The following is a 4,477-nucleotide window of genomic DNA, read 5'->3' as shown; positions in this document are numbered from 1 at the left end:
CAAATCATAATGTGAAAGACGCAGATAGCGCAGCTCGGAACGCTTCACCGTGCATCCCTCGGGATAGGAATAACCGCGCATTCGTTGAAAAACAGAGTCGGGAATGGGCACCGAACGGAACACGGGATGCGTCTCCGAACGAGTAGTCTTCGCTTTTTGAGCGCCCAAAGGCATCAGGCAAAGCGTGAGAAAGGCACAAAAGAGAACTATTCTTTTCATACGTCCGCAAAGTTATACATTAATTATAGAATAGCCATAAAATAGGAATGATTATATACCTATGCCCAATCTAAAACGCCATAGCCCCACGCTGACCAAGACCATAACCTTTTTTCATGTGAAAGAACACCAACGGTCAATAGGGGAATTATAGAAAAGCAGCGTTTCAGAATTAGGCAATACGAGAAAAAAATGGTTTCTTTAACTCAATCAAACTTTGTAGAACAACTCTTTAACAGTCTGCATCAACATGGTGAAAACAATGCTTTCTGCATTGATGACACGTTTTTTACCTACCGGGAATTGGCCGAAAAGACTGCGGCCATTCGCCAATCACTCCACTCTATCAATGATATTTATATAGGCTTGGTGGCCAATGACGACCTCGCCACTTATGCTTCCATCCTCGCTATATGGCTGGAAGGCAAGTGCTATATACCCCTTCATCCGCTCCAACCTATCGCCCGATGCAATAACATCATAGAGCAAGTGGGCATAAGAGTGGTTCTCGACTCGAGCGAAGCTACCCGATATCCCCATCAATACGTAGTCAAGACCGCTTCACTACAGCCCACTGCCACCCCACAACAGCTCCCGCAAGCCTTCTATCCGCAAGCCCCCGCCTACATACTGTTTACCTCGGGCAGCACCGGAACACCCAAAGGCGTGACCATAAGCTATGGTAACGTAGAGTCATTCCTTCGGTCTGTCGACCAATTAGGCATACGATTAAACGCCAATGACCGCTGTTTGCAGATGTTCGACCTTACGTTTGACCTCTCCGTCGTGTCCTATCTGCAGCCTCTTTTGGCCGGAGCCGGTGTTTACACAGTCAGCTTAGGCAGCATAAAATGGGAGGAAGCCTTCCGCCTTTTGGATGATTACGCCCTCACATATACCCTCATGGTGCCCTCCGTTATCCATTACCTGCGCCCCTATTTGCAAGAAATCGAAGCCCCACAGCTTCGCTACTCCCTCTTCTGCGGTGAGGCTTTGACGACCGATGACGCCCTTCCGTGGCAGCAAACAGTGCCCTCTGCCGAGCTATGGAACGTGTACGGACCTACCGAAAACACCATTTACTGCACGGCCTACCGCCTTCCCGAGCAGGGCGTAAAGCACCATCACAACATCATCAGCATAGGAAAGACCATGGCACTATCGCAAACCATGATAGTCGATGATAACCACCTACCCGTCGGCAGCGACACGGTGGGCGAGCTATGCTTGTCCGGCGACCAACTCACACCGGGCTATTGGCAAAACCAAGAGAAGAATTTGACCTCCTTCTTCCACCACGACGGGCGCCGATGGTACCTTACCGGCGACCTCTGCATGGCCGATGAGGAAGGCGACATTTACTACATTGGCCGCAAAGACTCGCAGGTTAAGATACAAGGATACCGCATAGAACTTAGCGAAATAGAAACCGTGGCCCGCCAATTCTACGAGCAGAAGACCGCCGCCGTGGCTGTTGTAACGGGCGAAACGGGCAAGGAAACCATACAACTGGCCATAGAAAGCGCCGACGACAGCCGCCTTCAGGAGCTGCAAAGCTACCTCCAGACCTACCTGCCGGCCTACATGCTCCCCTCAAAAATAGCGTTCATACCCACTTTTCCACAGAATATGAGCAACAAAATAGACCGTAAACAAATAAAAGAAATCATCAAATAAAGCACTTCATCATGGAAAGAAACGACGTATTGACAGCCCTTAATGGCATTTTCTCTGTAGTTTTAAACAAGGAAAACCTGCAACTCAGCGAGCAAATGTCGACCGATGACATCGATAATTGGGACTCTTTGACCAACATGACCATCATCAGCGAGATAGAAAGACTTTGGCAAGTACACTTTAAACTGCGTGACATCATCCGCATGCGCAACATCGGTGACATGGTCGACACGATAATCTCGAAGAGTCAGAACTAATCCCCACCCTCGCCCACCGACCTCTTTTTATGGAATTTTTATCGCTTCCGTTTGTGGCACTGATGAGTGTCACATTCGTTCTTTACTACGCCTTACAGCGTCGTCGATGGCAACATGCGCTCTTGTTGCTGGCCAGCGCCGTCTTCGCAGGCTACTATCACATGGCTTACTTGGCCATCGCGGCCCTCATAACAGCCTTTACCTATTGGATGGGAAGGCGTATTCACGCCGCCATTAACACGCCGTTGGCCACCATCAGGCTGTGGTTGGCCATCGGGGGGCTCATAATGCTGTGGTTGGCAGCCCGCTATTGGGCGCCACTGTTCCCCTTGGGCATATCCTTTTATACCTTCCAAGCCATCGCTTACCTTGCCGACATCTATTGGGAGGAGGACCCCGAAGACGATTTCACCGACTTTTCCATCTACATGTTGCTCTTTATGAAGTTCTTATCGGGCCCCATAGAGCGAGCCGAAAGCCTATTGCCACAGCTAAAGAAAGCCCACACGTTCGACTATCGGCAAGTTACCACGGGCCTGAAGGTAGTGGCTTGGGGCTGTTTTCTTAAGCTCGTGATAGCCGACCGCATAGGTCCGGCCCTCGACCTTGTGCTCAACGACGTGCGAGGAGCTACCGGTATGCAGCTCTTAATGGCCACCCTGCTCTATCCGATACAGCTTTACGCCGACTTCGCAGGCTATACCTGCATGGCCTTGGGGCTGGGACGCATGCTCGGTTTCAGGCTTCAGCCCAACTTCGATAGGCCTTTCTGCGCCACATCCACGGGCGAACTGTGGCGCAGATGGCACATGAGCCTCTCCTTTTGGGTGCGTGATTACGTCTTCATGCCCCTCAACGCATCGCTCCGAGGCCGGAAACGATGGGGTACTTACGCCTCGCTCATCACCACGTTCGTGGCCATCGGCGTATGGCACGGTGCCGGATGGACCTTTGCCCTCTACGGTTTGTTCCAAGGAATAGTCATCATCGGCGAAACCATCATGGGCCCATGGCGCGAGAAGATATACCAACTGCCGGGCCAAACGGCAGGCCGGACGCTCATGATGATACGTACCTACCTGCTCTTTGCCCTCTCGTTGCTGTTTTTCCGCCTATCAACCATCGGCGACGTGGCCTACACCTATGCCCATTTGGCTGACGGATTGCAGACCTCGGCCAAGGAGTTGCGCCTCGGATTGACCGACCATGAGTGGATCGTCGTAGGCATAGCCATCGTTCTCATGCTCACTTTAGAATGGTTGCAGGCCCGCTATCAGCTCGGCGAAAAGCTCGAACGACTGCCCGCAGCCTTGCGTTGGATCGTCTACCTCGCCATCGTGGGAATCATCTTTTGGTTTGGTTCCTTCGGCGTAGAGAACTTTATATACATTCAGTTTTAGAAAATGAAAAAGCCAAACACGCTATACGCCTTCTACATTAAGTGCTGCGCGCTGAGCCTTCCCTTTCTTTTGCTCATCGCCTTTTATATTTATGAAGATCCCTTCATGGTGATTCGGTCGTACAACGACTACGATCACAGTCGCTTAGAGCAGAGCGAGGGCGACATAGGATGGAAGAAAATGCTGCGCCAACGGGCCTCGCAGCGCTACGACTCGTTCATTATGGGCTCCTCATGTACCAAGGCTTACAGTACCGAAGAATGGAACAAGCACATCCACGGGCGCCCTTTCCGCCTCTTTTCCAACAATGAGGCCTTGGGAGATCTTTGCCAAAAGCTGCGCGCCATCGACAAACTGCCCCATCAACCCGTACGAAACCTGCTCATCATTGCCGAGCGTCGATTCTTCGTGCAGGCCTTTCCGCAGGCCGGGCTCATCCATATCATGCCCCCCGACGTGACGGGCAAGGGCATGATAAGCTACCAATCAACTTATCTGCAGAACTTTTTGTGCCCCAAGATACTGCTGCCTTACCTGCGATTCAGGCTCACAGGACAGTGTGACGCCACAGCTTCGGGCGTGATAAACCGCCACGGTCCCACCCGAACGGCCCTTACCAACGACGCCATTCTGTATCAAGAGCATGACATCAGCACCATGGGCGAGGCCTTTTGGCGGCAACCTTACTGGCGCAAAGCCATGGAACGGCGGCCCGAAATCCACACTTACGAGCCCGTGATAGGTACGGAGCAGCGCCGAAAGCTCAAGGAAATAAGCGACTTTTGCAAGCGTCACGCCACCCGACTGAAGCTCATTATCGGCCCATCTTTCCGTCGGGAGAACCTCCATCCCGATGACCTGACCACCCTGCGCACCATCCTTGGCGACTCCGTTGTCTACGACTTCACCACCCACGGGCCCTTC

At 52.1% G+C, this 4,477-nt stretch carries 4 protein-coding genes and 1 pseudogene; 4 read left to right on the top strand and 1 reads right to left on the bottom strand.

Going from position 1 to position 4,477, the window contains the following annotated elements; translation table 11 throughout:
• Positions 1-219: pseudogene (locus VIR50_RS07720) on the bottom strand (hypothetical protein); the annotation flags it as partial.
• Positions 220-411: 192 nt separating this feature from the next.
• On the opposite strand from VIR50_RS07720, the gene VIR50_RS07715 reads away from it, so the two are divergent.
• The 4 genes from VIR50_RS07715 to VIR50_RS07700 all read left to right on the top strand — a co-directional run.
• Positions 412-1,896, top strand: coding sequence for an amino acid adenylation domain-containing protein (locus VIR50_RS07715; protein WP_331934567.1), 1,485 nt, complete (start codon positions 412-414; stop codon positions 1,894-1,896).
• A gap of 11 nt (positions 1,897-1,907) precedes the next feature.
• Positions 1,908-2,153 carry an acyl carrier protein gene (locus tag VIR50_RS07710; RefSeq protein WP_331934566.1) on the top strand — a complete coding sequence of 82 codons (246 nt, stop codon included), beginning with the start codon at positions 1,908-1,910 and terminating at the stop codon, positions 2,151-2,153.
• A gap of 29 nt (positions 2,154-2,182) precedes the next feature.
• Positions 2,183-3,553, top strand: a complete 1,371-nt coding sequence (locus VIR50_RS07705; RefSeq protein ID WP_331934565.1) for an MBOAT family O-acyltransferase — start codon at positions 2,183-2,185, stop codon at positions 3,551-3,553.
• Between the two features lie 3 nt (positions 3,554-3,556).
• Positions 3,557-4,477, top strand: a 921-nt coding sequence (locus VIR50_RS07700) for a hypothetical protein (RefSeq protein WP_331934564.1), incomplete at its 3' end; no start/stop codon positions are given.

Source organism: Prevotella sp. (genome assembly GCF_036570325.1).
Lineage (GTDB): Bacteria > Bacteroidota > Bacteroidia > Bacteroidales > Bacteroidaceae > Prevotella.
Note: the sequence above shows the minus strand (reverse complement) of the source record. Positions and strands in the feature narration are given on the sequence as shown.

Excerpts from the sequence above, each read along its gene's own strand:
- VIR50_RS07705 (WP_331934565.1), top strand. The coding sequence starts at position 2,183 with ATGGAATTTTTATCGCTTCCGTTTGTGGCACTGATGAGTGTCACATTC.
- VIR50_RS07715 (WP_331934567.1), top strand. The coding sequence starts at position 412 with ATGGTTTCTTTAACTCAATCAAACTTTGTAGAACAACTCTTTAACAGT.
- VIR50_RS07710 (WP_331934566.1), top strand. The coding sequence starts at position 1,908 with ATGGAAAGAAACGACGTATTGACAGCCCTTAATGGCATTTTCTCTGTA.